The sequence below is a fragment of the Ignavibacteria bacterium genome (assembly GCA_017302895.1).
Classification (GTDB): domain Bacteria; phylum Bacteroidota; class Ignavibacteria; order Ignavibacteriales; family Ignavibacteriaceae; genus UTCHB3.
Map to the genome: position 1 here is coordinate 142,491 of JAFLBV010000003.1, position 22,224 is coordinate 164,714.

At 43.4% G+C, this 22,224-nt stretch carries 16 protein-coding genes; 7 read left to right on the forward strand and 9 right to left on the reverse strand.

Annotated elements, in window-relative coordinates; translation table 11 throughout:
- Positions 1–115 precede the first annotated feature (115 nt).
- The 3 genes from J0L60_12865 to J0L60_12875 are packed head-to-tail and all read right to left on the reverse strand — an operon-like array spanning position 116 to position 2,865.
- On the reverse strand, positions 116–760 hold the full coding sequence (locus J0L60_12865) for an HAD family hydrolase (protein ID MBN8547015.1): 645 nt from the start codon (positions 758–760) through the stop codon (positions 116–118).
- A gap of 29 nt (positions 761–789) precedes the next feature.
- Positions 790–1,182 (reverse strand): co-chaperone GroES, encoded by a 393-nt coding sequence (locus J0L60_12870; GenBank protein ID MBN8547016.1) that lies wholly within the window; start codon positions 1,180–1,182, stop codon positions 790–792.
- Between the two features lie 30 nt (positions 1,183–1,212).
- Positions 1,213–2,865, reverse strand: a complete 1,653-nt coding sequence (locus J0L60_12875; GenBank protein ID MBN8547017.1) for an endonuclease — start codon at positions 2,863–2,865, stop codon at positions 1,213–1,215.
- Positions 2,866–3,156: 291 nt separating this feature from the next.
- On the opposite strand from J0L60_12875, the gene J0L60_12880 reads away from it, so the two are divergent.
- The 5 genes from J0L60_12880 to menC all read left to right on the forward strand — a co-directional run bounded on the left by J0L60_12880 (position 3,157) and on the right by menC (position 8,488).
- Positions 3,157–4,032 (forward strand): DNA-protecting protein DprA, encoded by an 876-nt coding sequence (locus J0L60_12880; GenBank protein MBN8547018.1) that lies wholly within the window; start codon positions 3,157–3,159, stop codon positions 4,030–4,032.
- A gap of 244 nt (positions 4,033–4,276) precedes the next feature.
- Positions 4,277–4,501 carry a helix-turn-helix transcriptional regulator gene (locus J0L60_12885; protein MBN8547019.1) on the forward strand — a complete coding sequence of 75 codons (225 nt, stop codon included), beginning with the start codon at positions 4,277–4,279 and terminating at the stop codon, positions 4,499–4,501.
- 37 nt (positions 4,502–4,538) lie between these two features.
- Positions 4,539–5,915, forward strand: a complete 1,377-nt coding sequence (locus tag J0L60_12890) for an AAA family ATPase (protein MBN8547020.1) — start codon at positions 4,539–4,541, stop codon at positions 5,913–5,915.
- Between the two features lie 6 nt (positions 5,916–5,921).
- Entirely contained in the window at positions 5,922–7,301 is a 1,380-nt protein-coding gene (locus J0L60_12895; protein MBN8547021.1) for a hypothetical protein, read from the forward strand.
- A 47-nt stretch (positions 7,302–7,348) separates the two neighbouring features.
- Entirely contained in the window at positions 7,349–8,488 is a 1,140-nt protein-coding gene (gene menC, locus J0L60_12900; protein MBN8547022.1) for an o-succinylbenzoate synthase, read from the forward strand.
- A 154-nt stretch (positions 8,489–8,642) separates the two neighbouring features.
- Here menC and J0L60_12905 read toward each other — a convergent pair whose 3' ends face one another.
- Entirely contained in the window at positions 8,643–8,993 is a 351-nt protein-coding gene (locus J0L60_12905; GenBank protein MBN8547023.1) for a nucleotidyltransferase domain-containing protein, read from the reverse strand.
- A gap of 317 nt (positions 8,994–9,310) precedes the next feature.
- On the opposite strand from J0L60_12905, the gene J0L60_12910 reads away from it, so the two are divergent.
- Positions 9,311–9,646, forward strand: coding sequence for a hypothetical protein (locus J0L60_12910; protein ID MBN8547024.1), 336 nt, complete (start codon positions 9,311–9,313; stop codon positions 9,644–9,646).
- 9 nt (positions 9,647–9,655) lie between these two features.
- Complete coding sequence (locus J0L60_12915) at positions 9,656–10,546, forward strand: pirin family protein (protein MBN8547025.1); 891 nt, start codon at positions 9,656–9,658, stop codon at positions 10,544–10,546.
- A 52-nt stretch (positions 10,547–10,598) separates the two neighbouring features.
- Here the strand turns inward: J0L60_12915 and J0L60_12920 are convergent, their stop codons facing one another.
- The 5 genes from J0L60_12920 to J0L60_12940 form a co-directional block, all read right to left on the reverse strand.
- Positions 10,599–11,789: an RtcB family protein gene (locus J0L60_12920; GenBank protein MBN8547026.1), complete on the reverse strand. Its 1,191-nt coding sequence runs from the start codon at positions 11,787–11,789 to the stop codon at positions 10,599–10,601.
- A 6-nt stretch (positions 11,790–11,795) separates the two neighbouring features.
- The gene (locus tag J0L60_12925; GenBank protein MBN8547027.1) at positions 11,796–13,805 is read right to left on the reverse strand and encodes a hypothetical protein; all 2,010 of its coding nucleotides are present in this window, start codon (positions 13,803–13,805) and stop codon (positions 11,796–11,798) included.
- 215 nt (positions 13,806–14,020) lie between these two features.
- Complete coding sequence (locus tag J0L60_12930) at positions 14,021–18,151, reverse strand: T9SS type A sorting domain-containing protein (protein ID MBN8547028.1); 4,131 nt, start codon at positions 18,149–18,151, stop codon at positions 14,021–14,023.
- A 130-nt stretch (positions 18,152–18,281) separates the two neighbouring features.
- Complete coding sequence (locus tag J0L60_12935) at positions 18,282–21,284, reverse strand: histidine kinase (protein MBN8547029.1); 3,003 nt, start codon at positions 21,282–21,284, stop codon at positions 18,282–18,284.
- A complete protein-coding gene (locus J0L60_12940) occupies positions 21,281–22,027 on the reverse strand; it encodes a response regulator transcription factor (protein ID MBN8547030.1) in 747 nt (248 codons plus the stop codon). Before J0L60_12940 ends, J0L60_12935 begins: the two co-directional genes overlap by 4 nt.
- Positions 22,028–22,224: the final 197 nt, after the last annotated feature.

Sequence of the window (22,224 nt, forward strand, 5' to 3'; positions counted from 1 at the left end):
GATTAATTAAGAAATTCATCCTTCAGCCTTCAAACTTCAGCCTTCAGAAATTCATCCCTCAGCCTTCAAGCTTCAGCCTTCAGAAATTCATCCCTCAGCCTTCAAGCTCCTGCCTTCAATTCAGATGTTCCACAAAGTCATTGATGCTGTCAAAGACGGGGACACCGGCGGCAAGAAGTCGCTCTTTTGTCTGGTGCCCTGAAGCAGTAAGGATGCAATCGATGCCCATTTCCTTTGCCACTTCATAATCATGCAGTGTGTCGCCCACCAGCACTGCCGATTTTTTGGCATCTCCAAGTCTGTTTATTAAATCGAGTCCAAGTTCCAGTTTGCTGTGGGCATACACATCTCCAAGACCGTGAATTTCTTCGAAATAGCCCGTCAGACCGTGTTTTTCCACCACATCAAGAAGTTCCTTTTTAACATAAGCCGAAAGAATGTACTGTTTGATGCCGTGTCCCGCCACTTTTGAAAGCACCGTTTCCACCTGCTCGAAAAGATCCATTTCGTGGCGTCGAACCTCGTAGGTATCAGCCCATTCCTTCCCGATAATTTCGAAGGGGTGCTTCTCAAAATCAACACCCGCAGCCCTGTAATATTCCTTCACGGGGAAGGTAAATATCTCCCTGTACCTGTCAAATGTGAGGCGGTCGTAGCCGTTTTCCTCTAAAATGTTGTTTATTATATCAAGACAGACATGAACATCATTGAAAAGTGTCCCGTTCCAGTCCCATATAACATGTGTGTAGTGTTTGAACATTAATTCTTCATAACTTGATTTTTATCGAATTACACCATGAAGTCATCACGGATCAGCAGAAGAATTGCTGTCTGTGGTACGATTACGAGCCTTTCACGATCATACTCAATCTCGATGGCATCTTTTTTCAGGTAGATTGCCATGTCACCTTCGCGTGCCTGAAGACCGATGTACCTCGTCGAATCCTTTTCTTTCCACGGCTCATCGTCGCCCGGCATCGCAATCGGGTAACCGGGACCCGTCTTCAGAACATATCCGCTCTGCACTTTTTCCCGTTCGGTAACACCCGGCGGGAGGTAGAGTCCGCCATGAGTTCTTCCTTCGTCTTCAACAGGTTTAACGAGAACTTTGTCGCCAACCACGATAAATTTCTGCAAGTCTCTCAAGTAGCCCGCCGTTCTTTTAGTTTCTGTTCCATACATTTTAATTTTCTTTCCGAATTATATAGCGCCCTACTTCAACAACACAAGTTTTTTGGTTGAAGTGTAGCCATCAGCCTGCATTCTGTAAAAATAAACACCTCCCGACAGATTTGACGCATCAAATGTCACAAAGTGATCGCCCGGAGCTCTCTCTTCGTTCACCAACACTGCAATTTCGTTCCCTGTCACATCATAAACCGCAAGTTTCACAAATGAAAGTCCACCCGTCACATTTGGTACAGTGAAGCCGATTTTTGTTTCGGGATTAAAGGGATTCGGATAATTCTGCAAAAGAGTGAAGCTGTGGTTTACGACAGCCGGTGATTTGTTGTCGTCAATTCCCGTTCCAATAACGCTGACTCCTTTTATCATTCCGGAAAAATTCCCTCCGTCGCTGTTGATGTCCATCAGTCCCGCAAAGTTACCTGTGGCAGTTGGCTTGAATGAAACCAGCACTTCAACTGCGGAGTTGGCAGCAATCTGAACGGGCAGATTCACAAAACTGAATGCAGGATTGCTGATCGATCCCAAAGCAATAGTAAGGTTCTTGTTACCTGAATTAACAAGCCACATCGAAACATAAGCCGAATCGTTTACATAAACCGTGTCGAAAACCACACCTTTTGGATATACATTCAGTTTTGCTGACGGTGTTGCCGAAGTGTTGGTAATAAAACTGTAAACACGGTCAATAAACTCGGGGTGATCGATCAACGGATTTTTCTTCCCCTGGTAAAAAGCAATTGCCGTGTTGCGAAGTCTCTCTTTTGTATCCACCGTATCGGTCTTATTCCAGATTCTGAAGGTCGATTCCTGTGCAGCAGTCAGATAACTCTGATAGTTCGTCGGGTATCTGAGAATAAAATAGAGCATCGAACGCGCTACATTTCCCTTGTGGACATCCCTTGGTTCGAAGACAGTGGTCGCTCCGTTCAAGCCAAGCTTACTTCCGCCACCCGTCCAGCTTACACCGCTTGTAACCACACCAAAGGGGTAATTGCTTCTTGTGTTGTTTGCGGTAGAATTAGTCGGATAGAGATGGAAAATATCTGATCTCATCGGCTCCGCCTGCGAGAATGTTCCTTGTGGCCATGTATGTTCAGTGTCAAAACCCAAACCCTGGGCAATGGTTCGCGTGGCGGCCTTAATTTTTATTCCTGTATAAACGCACTCAATAGTGTCGCCGGGTTGTTTATCGATATTTTCGAACATCCTGTCTCTGCCGGAATTGTAGCCGAGGGAGGTATGGTTGATAACCAGTGCGTTGAGTGCTGTCTTCAGGTCTGCATCGTATTTGTCGAAAGTGGTGCTCTGGTAGCTGTCGCCCGTGGATCCCGATCCCGTCAGTTTGATGGTATATGAAGCGGAACTGTCAGCAGTATAAAAAACAAGGAATGCCCTGCTTGTTACATTTTGTACGGGAGCGTAATTGACCGTAATCAGAGCACTGTCTTTGCCGTTAATGGTAACCATAGTATCACCCGTGGAAAACACACTGAGAAGTGATACCGCTCTGACAGTTTTCGCCGAAGTAAAATGATTTACCAGATAAAATGAGTTAATGGCACTGCTCTTAAGAACCGTAAGAGGAAACACCAGCTCCTTTACTGTGGAGCTTATCTGCGCCTGCGATGCATTCACAAGCAAAAACGAAAACAACGATGCGAAAAGAATTTTTTTCAACGGGTGATACTCGATAATTATTTAAAAAGGTAACCTTAAATATAAGAGTATCGTACCAATAAACGAAGGAGGAAGGAAGAAGGCGGAAGGAAGAAGGCAGAGGGCAGAAGTTTGAATGGTTCCAAGGATTCCGCGGATATCGCGGAAGAGATTATCATACATCAAAACAGAAACCACCGCCTTCAAAATTTCATCCTTCGTTATTCATCCTTCAGCCCTCAATATTCAGCCCTCAATAATTCATCCCGTTTCTTATTTTTACATCGACAATCATTTACTTTTTACGGAATCATGGCAGACTACCTATTCAGCATAGCATTGACAAGGATCACCGGAATAAGCGACAAAAAAAAGGCGAACATCGCCCGTTTCTCCGACCGTGTGGAGGACAGCAGTTCCCTCAGAAGAGCGATTAAAGAAGTCGATCCGCTGTTTCTCGTCAAAGAAGAGGAGCTGGATGCTGCATATCTGCAAGCCGTAAAAAATATTGAGTTTCATCTTGAACAGGGAGCGGGATGTGCCACATTTTGGGATGAGGGTTATCCTGAAATGCTTCGAACCATCGTCGATCCGCCGTTGATTCTATATTTTATGGGAAATCTTTCAGTACTTAACGCTTCGCCCGGTGTGGCTGTAGTCGGTACCCGGGAGCCCACTGAATTTGGAAGGGAAATGGCGTTTCTGGCAGGTCAGGTGCTTGCCTCATCAGGTTACACCGTTGTAAGCGGACTTGCCCGCGGGTGTGACACAGCAGCACATCAAGGCTGCATTTCCGACCGTGGAAAAACCGTAGCTTTCACAGGACACGGACTGCAAATCATCTATCCCCCAGAAAACGGCGAACTCGCTCTCGAAATCAGTGAGACCGGCGGATGTGTCGCCACGGAGTACCCCATCGGAACCAAACTTTCACCATCCAATTTAAAAAGCCGCAACCGCCTACAAACCGGTTCCTCAATCGCCACAGTAATCATCGAATCCGACCTCAAAAGCGGTACCATGCACACCGCAGAATTTGCCCGCATCCAGGGTAAAAAACTCTTCGTCCTCAACCATCCCGATGACAAACATTCCCCCATGTCAGAAGGCAACCGAAAACTCCTCGCCGAAGGATACGCAATTGGGATCAGTCCCGAAGAGATTGAGACTTTAGGGGAGAGGGTTTAGCTCCTATCTTCATCGTACATAATTAGCCTGATTTTTCTTTCCTTATAATTTCTTACAAACCTTAATTCCTGACCTCGATTTCTAAATATATTACTCTATAACCTCTTCTGATATCTCCTATAATGCAAGCTTAATGGGATATTAATGCAGCTTGCTCTGCATACATTGGTCTGTCGTAAGCTTTTGATTAATGGGGTAATTTTGTACACGATAGTATACAGTTTATTCATCTTGAAAGCCTGCCATGGTCTCAGAATATCAAATCCTTAACATCTTCGCCGAAAATATCCGTTATTACAGAAAACTTCAAAATATCTCACAGGAAGAGCTTGGTTTTCGGGCCGGCTTACACAGAACCTACATCGGAATGATTGAGCGCTGTGAAAGAACAGTGACAATATTAAGCCTGGAAAAAATCGCCAAAGCTTTAGGCGTTGGATATGATGATTTGTTGACCGAGAGAAAGTAAACCAATAAAAATTAACTAGAAATAGTAGGAAATATTAATGGAACCGGATATAATTAAAATTATTGAAAAACTAAAAAATCGAGCTGCTGATTTTGGTGGCAAAGAGACAGATTACATTTTTCGTAACAATACTAAACTTGATTCAATTACAGGCTCCAAAGGTAATTATTTTGGATGGATAAACCCTGAAGAACCCCCTAATGGAGCTTATGAGGATCTATCATTAGTAGTTTTTCCTGCCTACGAGAAGGGTAAACCTTGGATTGTGGCACTTGGAGTGGGTAGTGCTGGTTTTAAAAATGATATTCAATTGGCTTCAAAACCTGGAACCAGAAGACTATTCTCTAAAATTGTGGGCGAAAATGGATTTATAAAATCAGACTTTACAGATTTAAAAACAAAACTTACAAAACTCACAAAGGATGATAATCTGGCTCATTTAAAAGCTACTCTTGAAAGATACAGCAATGTATTACCGGCCGCTCGAATTGTAGAGGATCCGGACAGTGATGAAGGTTTTTCTATCCTGGAAGGATTCTTAGCAGCTTATGCTCGTATACGGCAATGGCCATCTACAAAAAATCAAATCAAGCTTGTAGATTCAATTCTAAGTCGCTTTGAGTCATCAAATGTCGAGGATGATGTACTTATTAAAAATTTGCTTCGGGAGCGAAAATATATAGTTCTACAGGGCGCGCCAGGTACAGGGAAAACCTATTCTGCAAAAACAATTGCTAATGAGGAAAATTATAAGACCTTCTTCACCCAATTTCATGCAGAAACCACATATTCGGACTTTATTTACGGGATTCGGCCATCTTTAAATTCCGATATGATAAAATACGAAGAACATATTGGGGTTTTCAACAACGCAGTGAAATGGGCAGAAGAACATCCCGAAGAATCAACCTTATTAATCATTGATGAAATCAATAGAGCAAATTTATCAAGTGTTTTGGGTCCAATATTCTACTTGTTTGAATATCAAGCAGGTGAGCGGAATCTCGAGCTTGAGCTCTATCCTGGGAAGACAATAACTGAACTGCCTCATAATTTTTATGTTATTGCGACAATGAACACTGCAGATAGAAGTTTGGCCGTCGTGGACTTTGCACTTCGTAGAAGATTTGCTTGGTATACTTTAAAACCAAAGAAATTAGATATTATTAATTTCCACAAATCTGACTTTGATAGAATTTCAAATATATTTACAGAATATGCAAACCATCACGAACTGAATTTGCAACCTGGTCAAGCATATTTTATCGCGAACGAAGAACAAATGAAAGATAGGATAAAATATGAGCTGTACCCTTTGATTAGAGAATATATTGAAGAAGGTTTGTTAATAGATGCCAGAGAAGAGTTCAATACTTATTTTCTTGAAAGAATAAATACACCTCTATTCGAGTAGTAAAGCATGGATATTTTTATTAAGATGCCCTGTTTAACAGGAAGATCAGCATCCTTGTCAGGTCTTGAGATGAGGAAAAAATGGTTTAAAGGCAGCGATCAGAGAGAGATTGGTAGCCACATTCCAAAATTTCTTAACATCAATAAAAAGAGTTTTGAATTCCTAGGAATCTCAGGGGAAATCGAAGAAAGTGGTGCCAGAATCGCCATTTCATTTAAGACTTCAAAGTACATTGGAACTATACCTCTGCTGGAACCGGCACAATGCACACAGATTGGTGATTTTGTGGTTGAACCAAGATTCGTTAATGGAAATGATTTCTCAGTAATTGCAGACATTATACAAACTATAAAGGTTGATCTTAATGTTGAGTATTATTTTGGTTTACAATTAGCCTCTGGAAGGGTCCTAGAACCACCTCTTTTTCTAAAAGCTATGAAATTTATTGAGATATTTAGCAAAGTTGTGCGGTCTAATTGGATTAAGTTTGGTAAAGAAACCAAGTATCATGATACCCCAAGAGGAAATGTTAACTGGAATAATTATTTCATAAATGAATTTAGAGTTGAGAACAAGTTTCGATTTCTTTGTACGAAAAGCATTCATACTATTAATCACCTCGAATTTGGGCAGATGAAATATGTCTTTAATCTATGTAAGGCGGAGCTTTCTAGCATATCAACGCCCACAAATATTAAATTAGCATTGAAAGATGAGGTTGCGTACATCGAAAAACACTTAGAATTTATCGACAATTTGAATGTTAATTCCTTTGTAATAAGGCAGTCTGATACTAAACTAGTTAAAGAGTGCAAGAAACATGCAAATATGATAATTAATAATAAGTTTGAGGAATCATTAGGTTGGAGAGTTGATTTTTCTGAGTTATTCGAAAAGTTCGTTCAGCATATTTTTGAGAAAGTTGGTCAATATTTTGGAGGGAGAGTTCACAAAAATATTCGGTTTCCGGAACTTAAAAGGGATAATCTTTCCTGGCGACTTTCTAGTTTGTCTCCAGATCTCTTACTGGAACTAGAAAATGAGGTAGTTATCGTTGACGCTAAATACAAATCAAATCTATATAACAGGGATATCGTTGACGGCAATATTAAGGAAGAACACCGACATGATCTTCACCAGGTTTTAGCATATTCATCTTTTTCTGGCGAGAAAACAAAGGTTTCTTTTCTTTGCTATCCCTATTCAAAAATTTCCCTTAATGAACTTGTCTATTTGAATAATATAAATAGTTACAAGAATAAAGTTTATATTCTTGGCATTCCGATATCCTTGAAAAGTGCTAATGAATCAATAAATTACATTCTTGATATTCTTCGAAATAGAAGAGCTGAAGCCATGACATTATTAGAGCTTCAAAGTTTATAAATTCCTGACTATAAAATTTATTATTTAAACCTCCTGAAAGCCATATTATGTCATCTTATTCAACCCCCCAACTCCAAACAAAAGTAATTCCTCCCATAACATCAATCGAAGCAATTACGGTGAGTCTTCCGTTTGTGACGCCGTTTTCGATCAGTTCGTACACATGGACATGCAAGGAGGCACTTCTTATAAAGATTTCGAGCGGGGAAGTGTCGGGATGGGGAGAATGTGTTGCTGATCCCGATCCGTTTTACAGTCCCGAGACCACTGTTTCATGCATGCACATAATTAAAGAGTTTATCCTGCCCGTTTTGAGGCCGGGGATGAGCTTTGCTGAGTTTGAAACTGAGATGCGACACATCCGCGGAAATATGATGGCAAAGGCTGCCGTCGAGAATGCACTCCTCGATCTGATTGCAAAAATTGAGGGGGTGCCTCTCTATAAAATGTTTGGATTTGAACCGAAGAGGATAATGTCGGGAATAAGCATTGGGATAAAGGATTCCATTCCCGATTTGCTCGCGGCTGTTCAGGAAGCGGTCGATCTCAGGTATCACCGGGTGAAAATGAAAATCAAAAAGGGGAAGGATATCGGTTGGGTGGCTGCAGTTCGGGAGAGTTTTCCTTCGTTGCAGTTGATGGTAGATGCAAACGGTGATTACTCACTCGATGATACCGCCCACCTCAGCAAGCTTGACAGGTTTGGTCTTACGATGATTGAACAACCCCTTTCTTACAGTGATATTTATTTTCATTCAAAGCTTCAGCGGGAACTGGAAACTCCCCTCTGTCTCGATGAGTCGATTCATTCACTTGAAGATGCAATAACGGCGGTGGAACTTGGTTCGTGCCGGATCATCAACATCAAAGAGGGGCGTGTCGGCGGCATGGCAGAGGCGGTAAGAATTGCGAATTATTGTCAGGAAAACGGAATTCCTGTCTGGTCGGGAGGCATGGACGAAACGGGCATCGGACGGGCTTTCAATATCCACCTGCAGACAGCACCCGCATTTACTCTTCCCGGCGACACTTCCGAAACCAAAAGATATTTTAAGGAAGATATCGTCTCACCCGTTGTAACGCTTGATGATGAGGGTTATATTGCTATCCCCGAGGGTCCCGGAATTGGCGTGACGGTTGAAGAAGAGATGGTGAGGAAGTATGAGATAGGAAGGCTGAAAATTTGAGGGCTGAAACTATGAGGGCTGAAGATTTGAAGGCTGAGGGCTGAATGTTTGATGGATGAAAAACCAATAGCCTTCGATTTCAATCGGATGAAAATGGTTCCACGGATTTCACGGATTGAGCACGGAATCTACGGAGGAAAATGGAAATTTCTTGTTAGGCGACCTTTATTGATCCTTCAATCATCGCGGATGATATTTTAATTCCTTTGGCTCTAATTTCGTCGTTGGCAAACGGGGAGTTTTCAAAATCTTCAGAAGTGAAAGGGTGAGTCTCAATTCTTCTGTCAACTTTTAATACTATAGGCAGCAGCTTCAAATTGTCATCAAATCTTATCCCGGAGAAATCATCGGATACTATTGCAATATCAATATCGGACCATTCAAAATCGGTTCGAGAATTATCAGCAAATGACCCAAAAAGATAAAGAGATAGGACCGAAATATTGTTCTCTCTTAAGGCAAGGGCAAGCTCACAGGCTTTGTCTATTGCGTATTCTCGATCTATCTTTTATCCATGTTCTTACCTTCTCTATGCGTGCCAATTCACTTGAAACAAATTCTGCAGTGCATTTTTTGTAAAAAGATTGTTTATAATCAGGGTATCGGGCTTCCAGATTAAATTAAAACTAAATCTATTGATTTTCTTAATAATAAACAAAACAAATAATCCTTAGCATCGGTGAAAAATAGCGCGAAAAATTTCCGGCAATTTTATTAAGTTGCTCATTGATCAATAAAAAATCGGATTGAATTTTGTGATGGTTAGTTGAGTCAATCCCATTCAATGACTATTGTAATAATTCATCCACTCCGGAGGAAAAGATGAAGCACTTATTAATCATTACCATTACCCTGCTGTTTGCGGGGAAAATTGAAGCACAAAAAATCTATTCGGTTGACTACCAGAGTCAGGCGGATGTGAAGGTGTTCGTAGTTGATTACGAGAGTCAGGCTGACCTGAAGGTTTACAAGGTGAAGTATGAGAGTCAGGCGGGTAAAAACGACGGGAAGTGGTACTTTGTAAAATATGAAAACCAGGCGGATGTGAAGATATATTTCGTTGATTATGAGAGCCAGGCAGACCTCAAGATATACTTCGTTGATTACGAAAGCCAGGCCGGCTGGAGAAACAAAGAAAAAAAACACCTTATGTACTGAGAGGAAGAAATGGCCAAAATTGATTTTATTATCCCTGAGCGAAAAGCCGATATTGGTAATTTTGCTGTCGGAAGATTGCTTCCGTTTAGAGAGAAGCGTCTTGTCGGTCCCTTCATCTATATGGATCACATGGGTCCCGCTCTCCTTTCACCCGGTGAAAATCTCGATGTGGGTCCACATCCCCATATCGGACTTTCCACCCTGACTTACCTTCTTGAGGGTACAATTATGCACCGGGATTCACTCGGTACCGAAGCAGAGATTAAGCCGGGAGAAGTGAATTGGATGACGGCGGGGGAGGGGATTGTCCACTCTGAAAGAACACCGGAGTATCTTAGAGGTGGTGAGAAATCAATTCACGGACTGCAAATTTGGATAGCCTTGCCGAAAGACCTGGAGTCGACCACACCTGACTTTTTTCATGCCGGAAAGGAAGAAATTCCTGTCTGGGAAGAGGATGGTATCGAATTTACACTCATTGCAGGTGAAGGATTCGGCAGGAAATCGGCCGTACCCGTCTACAGCAAATTGTTTCTGATTAAGGTCAAAAACAAGGAAAAGGCAAGACTCGAACTGAAGGATAAACTCTTCGGCGAGGTCGGACTGTACATCCTTGATGGTGGAATTACATACGATGGAGTTCAATATGATTCCCGTCAGATGCTTGTTTTTGAAAATAGCGACATTGATGAGATGGAATTGTTGCCTGACAGCATGGTATTCATTCTGGGAGGCGAACCATTCCCTGAAGGAAGAAAAATCTACTGGAATTTTGTTGCCACAAAAGAAAAACTGATCGAGGAAGCTGCTGAGAGATGGAGAAACATGAAATTCCCGTCTGTTCCAAATGATGACGGGTATATTCCTCTTCCCGATTCAAAGTTCAGGATAAGGAAGTAAAGGATTAAGGCTCCCCCATCATTAATGATACCTGCATTGGAGGAAGAGGCCCTCACCCTTTAATCACAGCAAGGGGTTTTAGCTGAATGACGGGTTCCACGAGGTCCTGCTGGTTTGCCATCACTTCGTCGATATCTTTGTAGGCACCGGGGGCTTCATCGAGGTCGCGGCGGGAGCGGATTGCGTGGATGATCCCTTTTTTCTCGAGATTGCGGGTTTCCTTGTCGATATCGAGTTCACGCTGGGCTTTTTTACGGCTCATTTTCCTTCCGGCACCATGTGAGCAGGAGTTGAAGCTTTTAGGATTTCCTTTCCCTTTCACGATATAACTGGTGGTTCCCTGACTTCCGGGGATAATTCCCGTGGTATCGTTGTCCGCAAATGTGGCACCCTTTCGATGTACCATCACTTTTTCACCGTAATGCTCCTCAGCAATGGCATAGTTGTGTGCGATATTGATCATTTCGTCGAACGAACTGCCGGTAACATGAGTGAAAACATCCTTGATTCGCTCCATCATAAGTTTGCGGTTTGCGAGGGCGAATTCTACACAATAATTCATTTCGCGGAGATACAGCTGTCCCTCATTGCTGTTCAGCCAGAGAAAAGCAAGATCATGTTTTAGCGGAACGGGACTTTTCCATTTCTCGTTCAGTTCTTTGGCGAGTTTATTGTAGTGCTCTGCAACCTTCAGACCTATATTTCGTGAGCCTGAATGAATCATAATCCAGATATGTCCATCCGAACCCTGCTGAATCTCAATAAAATGGTTGCCGCCACCGAGAGTACCGACCTGGGTGAGAGCTGCCTCATACTCCCGCATAACAACGGGATACTGTTTCAGGGTGAAGTGCGGCGGTTCGGTGGGCATGTGCTTCTCATCCTGTCTGCGGCTGTGGTGTGAGAACCCCGTCGGTATCAAAGAACGAATTCCGCCATGATAATCTCCACTTCCCCCCAAAATCTTTTTGATTGTTTCTGTGGAGATGGAGGTCAGTGAGGTTTTTACGGCGCACATTCCACAGCCGATATCGACACCGACAGCATTGGGCAGCACCACATCCTTTGCTGCAAACACACCTCCGATAGGGACTCCAAATCCTTCATGGCTGTCGGGCATAATAGCGATATGCTCGAAGGCATAAGGATGGTTCGCCAGGTTTTTTGCCTGTTGAAGCGCACCATCCTCAATGTCATTGAGCCAAAGAAAGATCGGAAGTTTCTCGGTTGTTATGGTTCTCACGGTTGTTTAATTATCCAGTGTAATCTTTATCAGACTCATCCATCCGCCTCCGAAAATGGTTTTTTTGTCGGGGAATACAAATTTGTTCAGGTAGTTCATGGTGTATGTCAGGTCCCATGTTTTTCCGCCGTCTTTGGTTCTGTAAACGAATCCGGGGGAAAGTGGCGCTCCGTAAACCCGGACCATCCAGCCGTTTAGCGGGTCTGAAAATCCGAGGAACTCGACCAACTCAAATGGCGGCAGGAAGGGGAGCTTTTCCCATGTTTTTCCGCCGTCACTGGTTCTTGACATAATTCTGGAAGTGTCGTTGGTATTGGATACATACCAGCCGTGGAGCGGATCGACAAAGGTCAGGTTTGACGGCATTGTTTGTCCGTATAGGATATTCTCCTCCCATGAATCACCACCATCTGTTGTTCTTTTAATGAACACTGTCGGGTAGGCTTCGGGTGGAGCGCCGGGGAGAACCATTGTGCCAAGCACCCAGCCGTTTTTGTTGTCGGTGAACTGCAGATCATAAAGATCAAACTCCTTTACTGTGTAAGTAACCAGTTCTTTCCATGTTTTACCGCCATCAACAGATTTGATGACATATTTATTATCGAGTTCGATAATAGTGGCAAACATTGTGTTCGGATCGGTGCTGATGATTTTCTGGGCATATCCTTTGAATTTAAGAGGTGCGGAAGTCCATGTATCTCCACCATTTGCGGTACGATAAATGGCACCACTTCCATCCTCACTTCTAAGAATGGCGAGTCCTTCATTTTTGTCAAAAAATTTAATTTGTTCGATGTAGCTGAATTTTGCTTCCAATGACTGCTTCCAGGTATATCCACCGTCACTTGTTTTTATTATGCCGTTGGTGTTGGAAGCGAAACCTGTTTTTGCGTCAGGGAAAGATATGGTGGTAAAATTCAAATCGAGTCCCTCTGCAATCTGGGCAAAGGAGTTTCCACCGTCGGTGGTTCTGTAAATTTTAGGAGTCAGGTACCACAGTCCCGGGAGTACAACCCCTGTGTTTTTATCGAAGAAACCGATTCTGCTGATACCGGTCTCGTCGGCTGACCAGGTTTTTTTCCAGGTCTTTCCGCCATCATCAGTTCTGAGGAGGTCGCCTCTCGAAGTTTCGGAGTAAGGATTTGATTTGATAACCCAGCCTGTTTTATCATCCATAAACCAGATGAAATGCGGTTCCTTGCCTTCATTTGAGGTGGCAGAAATTGGCATATCGATGGATGTCCAGGTTGCACCCGCATCAACGGTTTTTAGTATAACCATTTTCGAAGTGGTTTTGTCATCTTTTTTTACGGGTACATCGGCAACCGCGAATCCGGCTTTGGCATCAGTAACGGAGAAAACTGAAATACTAAGATCTTGAGGAGTTTTCACCAGGTTCCATGTTGCTCCGCCGTCAGTTGTTCTGTAAATATTGTCGTTGTTGCTTCCGTCATTCACCTTTACAGTGGCAATTCCAATTTTAGGAGTGAAGAAGCGGAAGTCTGCGGGGTCAATTTTGAGTGCTGCATTTCTTTCTTTCCAGGTAGCACCTCCGTCGGTAGTAGCCCAAAGCTGGATAACAGGTTCAAGCTCGTTTTCTGAGATTTCCCTGCTGCCGATAATGAATCCGTTTTTTGCATCAGTGAACTGGACTTTTTTCAGATAGATAAGCTTGCCGATTTGTTGCGATTTCCATGTTTTTCCACCGTCTGTTGTCGATTGCAGATTCTGGTTCCAGGAAGTGAGGAAGATTTTTTCCGCATCGATTGCATGGAGGGAAGTGTACCAGACATCCTCACCTGTCTTTAATGTCAGCCAGGTTTTCCCGGCATCGGTTGTTTTTAGAACGGTTCCCAGGGTTCCCGAAGCCCAAGCTGTGTTTTTATCCACCACTGCGATATCGGTCATTACGCTTGCGGTCGGGGTCGGGCTAAGGTATTCAACTCCCTTTTGTCCGAAAAGCGGAGAGAGAGAAAGAGAGAGAAAGAGAAACAAGGAGAAAAAATTTCTTGACATAAAGTTACCTTTTGGATTTGGTGACTGATGAATTTAAGTTCATTAAAATCGATTATAAAGCCCGGAAAAAGTTGAATTTCCAAGTCGTAAATTATACTATTTAAAACAAAAAAGGTTGCTCAAATTGTGAGATTGAGACAACCTTTTTTTGTTCAGAATTTAAGCCCGAGTCAAGTCAATTCATAACTAATAACTCAAAACTCATAAGTAATCTTCTACTTCAGCAGAATAAGTTTTCTGGTTTGGTTATACTCACCTGAAATTATTCTGTAGAAATAGATTCCCGAGTTAAGAGCTGAAGCATCGAAATTGACACGGTAGGTTCCTGCTGATCTAAAGTCATCAACGAGTACCGCCACTTCTCTTCCCAAAGGATCGTAGACAGTCAACTTCACATTTCCGGCTTTTGGCAGGTTAAATGCAATCGTTGTCGAGGGGTTAAACGGATTCGGGAAATTCTGAAGCAGTTCAAACTGTGTCGGAATCCTGGAATCTTTTATATCTGTAGCACCGCAATCGGGAGTGGTAATGCAGAGTGTATCACTGTGACAGCAATAGTTATAAACAGTGTCACCCGGCACAATGGTAGTGAAAATCGCAGTCTGGAAACAGAGGCTTGTATTCGGAGCGATGCCCGTAACAATAAGACTGTCAAGAGGCGAGACCTGTCCCGGCAGAATGGAGACATTATTCACAATCGTTTTCGAGAACGAAACACCCGGAGTTGTCGGATTAATCCCGTAACCTGTCGAGGTTATGTTCGAATTGTTCTGAATGCGGAATTTGAACATAAATGAGCCATCCGGTCTGCAAGTCAATGTTTGTTCAATCAGTTGTGAACAATCATTTGCAGGAGGCACTGTTGGAATACAGGTAAACTGAAGTGTATCCGTACACATTACAACACCGTTTTTAATCCATTTTACTATAATGGTTTGGATCGGATTTGTGTATTGTGAAATACTCATATTGAGAATGTTATTGTATGTCCCGTTTCCGATTCCCGTGGAGATTGGCATTCTCACCAAATTAATCGTGTTGTTCGGCCACAAGTTTGTGAATCCCCATCCTGTGTTCGAGGCAGTAAAGTTAGTAAAAACCCCGCCTGAGACCAGTTGAAATTCGACATTCGAAAAGACCATTGTGCTGTTGTTAACCAGGGAAATGTTATAGGAACAGTTTTGTGGACTGCCAGTTGCACTCACGCCGAGAGAATCGCAGAATGTACGACAATCAGGAATGATTACCACAATTGTACCATAACACCAGCAGCATCCGTCAGAGCTTGTGAATTTCACTGAAAGTCTTACTGTGTCACCAACTGAAGCACCCGATATCAGCAGGCTCTGAAGTCCGGAGATTGAACCCGGATTAACAGGAGTGGTCAGTGTTACATTCGAAGGATTAACAGTAACACCTGATGGAGAGACTACTGTATATTGAATGTTCTTCATGTTGAAACCGGCATCATTTCTGAATCTGTACTTTAGAATCGGATTTCCGTCGTTGCAGGTTACAGTATCTTCCAGAATTGTCGTACAAGAAATCTGGCAATTGAGTTCAACTGTATCTGAACAGGCGATATTTCCAAGAGTGTCGATCCAGTTTACCACAACAAATTGGGGAGAGGTGACAAAGAGGAGTGACATGTTGAAAAAGTTGTTCAGGTTGCCACCCGGTACAAGGCCCGAAGGGGGAGTAAAGATGTTGTTTCCTGAAGTGAACCAGTTTTGGTAGTTGGTTCCCAGACCTGTTCCCGTGGTAAACTGATTTGGAGCAAGACACACCACCTGAACCGATGCGATACCCGGAAGGTTCGTCGGTTGATGAAGACTGAGTACCCAGTTGCAATCATCGGGATGGGTTCTCACGGCAGTAGCCGAGAGGGAGTCACAATTAAGTGTTGCTCGCATGTTCCCAAAATTCACATTCTCGAGATGCTGTCCTGCCGCAAGTGTTATGGAATGAGTACCCGGTGATGCAGGGAATGTCTGAACCCACCCGGGTTGCTGCACTTCGGATACAGTATAGTTTCCGGCGGGGAGATTGGTAAAGCAGTAGTCGCCGTTGGCATCTGTCACGGCATAGGGAACTGTGGCGATGCCAAGTCCGATCTGCCATCCGGGGAGACCCGGCTCACCAGGGTCCATAACGCCATTACCGTTCAAATCATTAAACTTCGTTCCGCAGATGGAAGCCGTGTCCGGCGGTGCAGTGCTTGTTTCGCCACAAATGGTAACATTCCTGTGAGTAGCGAAAGAGGGTGTCATGGGATTGCTCCCAACAGATGACCATGGGTAGATCCTCATCTTGAAGGTTCCTCCGTTTGGCACAAGAACACCACCGGGGATTGTCTGGTTAAATGTCTGAGTAACTGTATTCAGATAGGTAAAAGTACTTCCCAGTTGGAAAGTATTTGACCAGTTGTTTATAGTATAGTACACTTCTCCCTGAAGAATATTAAAATTATTTAAACCCGGGTTATCTCCATAAAAAAACGAGACAGTGTTAACTGTAAGATTGTTCCCCGGAGTCGGAGAGACAGTAAACTCGATATACCTGTTATGGTCACGGTTACTTGCGGGCCAGCCTGCATTTCCGAGCCATAATCTCTGTCCATTGACTGTATAAGGCAAAAATACCGACATAAAAGGAGCAGATGTGCCGAGACCCAAAACCTCAGGAGTGGCAGTTATGTTACCCGATATTGAAGAGACAGCTTCCGAACTGATTAAATTCCAGGTGACACATGTGGTCGTCGGTGGAACATAAGGAGTGGATTCCCCGCATATTTGCACACTGTTGTGAATTGCAAACGAGGGACTCATCGGGTTGCTTCCGTTAGGTGCGTAAGGGAATATTCTTACAGAAAACTGCTGCCCGATGGGGACAACAAGACCTCCGGGTATGGTGACATTAAATGTCTGCATTGCAGTGTTAAGATAATTGAGCGTTCCACCCATCTGAGTGCTTGTCGACCAGCCATCAGTCGAGAAATACACCTGCGACTGAATAATATTCAGATCGGTTGTAAGTGTATTATCACCGTAATTGAATTTTACCTGACTGACAGTGAGCTGATTTCCGGGAGTTGCCTGTACATTAAACTCGATATACCTGTTGGGATCACGGCTTCCTGCAACCCAGCCTGTATTACCGACCCAGAGACGCTGTCCCGTTGAGACATAAGGTGCAAAAACTGACATAAAGGGAGCCGAAGTACCGGGACCAATAGCCTCTGCTGTTGCTGTCTGATTGGGAGCTGTTGTTGTAACCGCACCTGAATTGAACAGATCCCAGGTTGTGCAATTACTGACGGGACATGAAAGAGTTTTTTTGTAAACCCCTCCGAAAGTGCCCGCGAAAACATGCGTGGGAGTTGATGCGAATGCCGTTACAGAAGTGTTGGTAAGTCCTGAATTGTCACCAGTCCAGGTGAGTCCATTATCAGTGGATTTGCTTATTCCCCCGTTGTTGGTCGCACCTGCGTAGATGTCCGTTCCACAAGTCAGCGCGAATGCATCAACAGACCCTCCTGCAACGAAAGTCCAGGATGCACCTGCATCAGTAGATCTGTAAATCCCTCCTCCGATGCTTCCCGCAAAAAGGGTTGAGCCGACAGAAATGAATCCGCGAATATCGAGGGATAAAATTCCCGAGTTGGCGGCAGCCCATGTGACACCATTATCGGTCGACTTAAAAACTCCCCCGGTTGTGCCCGCATAAATCGCCGATCCGGTCCCGTAAAGTGCCCAAACATTCAGATTTCCCAGTCCGGTGTTCGATTGTGCCCAGGTGTTTCCATTGTTGTTGGAGATGTAGATACCACCACCGATAGACCCGGCAAGAATTGTTGAACCGGCTGTGAGGAGACAATGGAAGCTTCCCGACTGAAGAAGGCTCCAGTTCCATGAGGGTCCGTTTGCCGATCTGTAAATACCACCCGACAAAGTTACAACAAATATATCAGTGCCACTCGTGGTGAAATTCCTGGCAGTGAGGGTGGTCAAGCCTGTATTTTCACCGTTCCAGTTTACTCCGTCATCGGTACTTCTTAGTACTCCTGCATTTGTAGCTGCGAACAGGTTTGTTCCGTCATAGAACAACCCGTTGATGGCTCCGGAGAGATTGGTTTGCTGCCATTGAGCAACCCCCGGCGAGATGAGGAGGATGAAGAGAAGAGGTATAAAAATCAACTTCGGCGTAAGGTCCGCTCTTTTCTCTTCGGGTGAAGACCCTCTGTCTTTTCCCCGTCTGATTATCATAACAGGTGAAGAAGACCGTTTTGCATCTTTTTCTCCATTGGATCGAGAGAAAAAGTTAATAACATTCTTTAAAAAACTCATAAAACACTCCTTGTTTTGTCGCAAGTTGCACAGAGAGACATACAATTAAAACAGAGAGACAGCAAAAGGCGGGTTTCATTTTGTAAAAGGGGTATGAGACCAAATTAACGGCAGGCAGTTTTTCGGGTGTTTATCCTCCTGTTATTTTGTAGAGCGAGGAAGGGAGAGAAATAACAACTTCCGTTCCTTGAGATTCAGGTTGTTTACCTCCAAGGTCTTCAAACAGGATCGGTTGTGGAATCTCCATTTTGGAACTAAGCAGGCGTAACCGTTCTTCGACGATCTCGATGCCTTTGGAGATATGATCCGCTTTTTTGTTCATTTTCGCCTGCTGAATGCCAACGCCGTTATCAGTTATTTTGATAATCAGTGCCCTGTCCGTTTCCTCGTGAATTTTTATATTCTCAAAATTGAAGGAGACGGTCAGCTCTCCCTTCCTGCCTGAATCGATTATGCCGTGCCAGAGAGAGTTTTCAACAAATGGCTGGATGATCATATTGGGAATCATCAGAGTTGCCGGATTGATGTCATCACCCGTGAGTATCTCCCAGACAAATTTGTCACCAAGTCTCAATTTTTCGAGATCGAGGTACAAGCCCAGCCTGTAAATCTCTTCAGAGAGGAGAATAAAACCACTTCCGGCAGTCTCGAGATTTTTTCTCATCAGATTTGCCATGGTTGCTATGTAGTTGTTGGCTTCCTCGTTTCTGTTGCTGTTGATCAGGTACTGAACGGAATTAAGGGAATTGTAAACAAAGTGAGGATTCATCATGGCAGAGAGAGCCTGATGCTTCAACTGGTTAATTCTTTCGGTCAGCTCCAGTTGTTCTTTACTCCTCTTTCTTTGAACATTGAGTTGCCAGCGAAGAATCAGGGGACCGGATGTCAAAAGGAAGACGGCGATGAGTACTTTCAACCAAATCGACTCCAGAAACCCGGGGCGAATAGCAAAATTGAGTGTCGCCGGCTTCCCCCAATCTCCGTTGATGTCCTTTGCTGAAACCTCCAGTTGATACTCTCCGTGTGACAATGAGACTGCATTAATAAAATCGTTGTCAGTCTCGATCCATTCACCCTCCAAACGGTATCTGTATTTAACAGAACCGGACGAGGAGTAATTTAATGCAGAAAAAGAGATGAAGAGATCGTGATAATCCCGGTCAAGTTCGAATTGATTTTCCCCGTCAAAGGTTTTCCCCCCCGATCTTATTTCAGTAAAAACAACATCACATTTTGGTGTGGAGTATCCATCAAGATAATCAAGATCGATTACAGATACGCCACCGCTGGTTCCTGCATCCAGCCTGTTTTTCTCTTCGTCGTACAAAAGACAAAACACCTCGTTTGACCCCAGACCCTTGAACCTGTTATACACCTTCACTTTTGAATTTTGGTATGAAAACAAGCCCTTGAGACTGCCAATCCAGATTCTTCCTTTTTTATCTGTGACCACGGAGGTGGAGGCGGAGAGGTCGAATCCGCCCAGACTGCTGAAACTTGTCATTTTCCCGCTTGACAACTCATAATAAGCTATCCCTTTGTCAGATGCGAACCAGATTTTATCCCGCCCGTCATTCCATATCCAGTTGATTCTGCTGTTTAGAATTGAATCTCCTTCGAAGAATATTTTGCTCGCGACCGGTTTTCCGCCCGTAAACTTAATTTCTCTTACCATGCACAAACCCGCACCCGTGGCTATCCAAATATTTCCAAGGCGGTCTTCCACAATATCATTGATCCGGTTCACGCTTTCATTCTCTCCAAAGACAGAAAAAAAGATGGTGTCATTGTCTTGTTGAGCGAGTTCGCGTTTCACATAAATGAGATTAGCCCCGTAACCGAAAAGAAAAAGCCCCGAAGAAGTTTTGCAAAATGAAGTGTAATTGATCAGGTTGATTACATTTCCGGCAAACATTGAATTCCTGATTCCCCTCGAACCGAACACACCACAAACAAAAATCCGGTCATCATAAAACTTTATATTGTAGATATATTCATTTGTGGTGGCATTTGCGCGGGTCTCAACTCTCTTGAATCTGTCGCCATCCTCCACATTCAAACCGTCAAATGATCCCACAATCAGACCGATGTTTTTGTCCCGTGCAATAAAATTTATATTGTCGTTGCTCAAGCCATCGGACTCATTATATCGGGAAACATACAGATTATTCAGGCAGAAAACCCCTTTGCCATGGGTACTTACCCACATGTTGCCCTGAGAGTCTTCAAGGTACCCATTGACATGAGTATTTTGAAGACCGATCTTTTTCCCCATATCGATAATCTTTTTCTCTCCGTTTTTAATCATGTAAAAACCATCATTTAAAACGGAGAACCAGAGATTGTTTCTGCTGTCTGAATAAAGCTCAACAACTTCATCAGAAACCACACCCGAGCTGATATTGTAAGAATTTATCACCGAGTTGTTGGATATCTCGTAAATCCTTCCTTTCCCGCCGACAAAGAAACTGCCGTCTTTTTTCACAAAGATTGATAAAAGGGGTCCATCCGGTAAGCCTGCAACATTCTTTTTTACCAAAACTCCATCTTTTAGTGTGAACAAACCCTGTTTTGCTGCCACAACGAGTCTACCATCTTCAAAAAATGCTATTCGTTGAACTCCCGGTGGATTGGTTTTTATTGTAGATGCACTTGTTTTCCCTTTTGAATCACCAACCACAACATTTATCCACCCCGCGTTTTTGTAGGCATAGAGTTTCTGCGGGTCCTCTGAATCGGGTCCAGCTTGTAAATAAGAAATGGCAAACTGCTTCCCTGAAGGGTATCGCAAGAAATTATCAATCCTTCCGTTTTTGATAACATTAATGCCGTTCTCATAAGTGGCAGCATAGATTTCCCCCCCCTGCCCGAGTGCGAGAGAAACAATGGAATTTGCGTTCAAACCGTTCTTGCTGTCGAAAGAGACAAAATGCTTTCCATCGAATCTGCTCAACCCCTGAAGGGTACCGAACCACATAAAACCTTCCTGATCTTGCATCATGCTGAAGACCGTTGAGGAGGCAAGTCCTTCGTTTGAAGTGTAATGATAGAAAGGGGGAGTCTGTGCTTTCAGAATCAGCGACAAACAGAAAAGGATTAAACTTACGACGGAAAACCGAAAAAACCGCATCAAACCGATCTCAATCCCGATTTGATCTTCTTTACAAATTCAGCGGCTTTCCTGCGGGAAACTTCAACCTTGCTGCCGTCGGACATCCTTACCCATCCGCCATCGGTAACGGAATACTCTTTCACGCATTTCAAGTTGATGATGTGCGACTTGTGAACCCTGAAAAAGAGTGATTCAGGGAGAGATTCTTCAAAATCCTTCATTGTTTTTGAAACCATCCTGCATTTTCCCTCCTTCAAGTAAATATTTGTGTAGCTCCCCTCAGCCTCCAGCCTTATAATCTCATTTATATCGATTATGTTAAAACCGTGTGTATCAGGGATTACGAGTTTTTCTTCCTCAAAATAGGGGGCATTTTCTGTTTCTTTTTTCTTCAGTCCGATGAGTTTTTTTACAGTCAGTTTCAACTCTTTGATGTTAACCGGCTTGAGCAGATAATCAACCGCTCCCGCTTTCACCGCTTTTATTCCGTAATCGGCATAGGCGCTCACGAAAACAACCATAAAGTCACGATCATCGAATTCACCGAGAAAGTCGAAACCGTCGAGAACGGGCATGTTGATATCGAGAAATACCACATCAGGCTTGACTTCCTGAACGAGCAACTTTGCAGCAACAGTCGAATCGGCAGTACCCCCCACTCTGATTTCAGGGCACCAGTTCTCGATTATCATCCTCAGATTTTCTCTGCCGTGAAATTCATCGTCGACGATAATGGCGGTTAGCACAGGATTTGGCTGCTCCAATAAAACCTCGCTTCGAATTCGGGAAAAAGTTGATTTTGAAAATTGAATTTATTCAAAAGAAAGAACTTTTATAAGGTATTAGGTATTAGGGATTAGGTATTATTTAAATATTGAGTGGATCGGGTTCAAAAAACTTGTTGCTTGAAAATACAAAAACCCTTATTTTAATAATGAAAGTTTTTATAATTTGGAGAGAC